At 39.5% G+C, this 1,165-nt stretch carries 1 pseudogene; it reads right to left on the reverse strand.

From position 1 onward, the window contains the following. Nucleotides 1-89: 89 nt before the first annotated feature. Nucleotides 90-1,002, reverse strand: a pseudogene (locus RM368_RS38590) (IS982 family transposase). Nucleotides 1,003-1,165: the final 163 nt, after the last annotated feature.

A 1,165-nucleotide genomic window follows, 5' to 3' on the forward strand; every position in this document is an offset into this window, starting at 1 on the left:
TAACGTGAGTTCGACGGTTAGAAAAAGGCAAAAAGCCTGCTATGTATAGATTTGCATAACTCGGCATGATAAAGGCGATCGCGGACGGATTAAAAAATGGCAGGAGGTAGTGCAGGCAAATCTTTTGGGTGAATATCAATGGAAGGTTTTTTAGGCAAATAGGTATAAGCAGCTAAACCAGCCATCAAATTAACCAAAAAGTTAAATGGACTACGATGACCTTGGTGTTCGATTTGACATATATTTTTTAGATGGTCATTGACGGACTCAATGACAGCACGTTTGCGTAATAGAATCTTATCAATCAGTTTTACCAAACGATTTTTCATTTTCTTCTTGGATTTTGTAACTAACTCTAAGCCTCGCTCGTATAACTCCTCAAATAGTTTTTGAGAGATGTATCCTCTATCTCCAAAAAGTTTACCAATTAAACCCTTAGTCATATCTGGGACTGGCTTTCGGTCATCCACATTGGCGGGAGTGAGGGAAAATGCCAAGAATTCTCCACAGTCATTAATAATCAAATGTAGTTTAAATCCAAAGTGCCAGCCCACAGAATTTTTTCCCCATTTCACTAATCCTTTAAATACAAGAGTGAGAATGCGCTCGACAGTTATGACAAACATTAATTGGAGTGGAATCGATAAAGCTAATCCCTGTAATTTCTCCTGTGCGCGTATGTAAAAAGCAACATAATAACATCAAGCACCAAGGCATCAATTCCACAAACCGAGTGTAGCTGACCAAATTGGGAAATGCTTTACGCCAACCTGTCAGCACTTGCAGGGTATAGAATTCCTTGAAAGTCTTATATCCACTGCCATGAAATGCGATGACTATTGTCATCACTTCTGATAAATGCATCCTCGATTTGCTACGCTTTTCTCCCATTGTTGATGGCAATTGCGGTACTTGCCGCCAGAGGTTTTCCCATTGGTGACAAAAATCATCTACGTCGCAGAAAATTTGTATGATATCGAGGCGAGATACAATGGTATACATAGCCGAGACCCTTATTTTGTTAGATATTTTTAGTCTCGGCATTTTTTTGTGACTTTTTTGCCAATTCTCAATCAATCGTAGCGATCGCACTTCGCCTACCCTGTTAAGCAAATTTATATCTACCAGGCTTTTCGGGCTTTTCTATCCGTCGAACTCACGTTAA

Source organism: Nostoc sp. DedSLP03, from assembly GCF_034530815.1.
In the GTDB taxonomy this organism is placed as follows: domain Bacteria; phylum Cyanobacteriota; class Cyanobacteriia; order Cyanobacteriales; family Nostocaceae; genus Nostoc.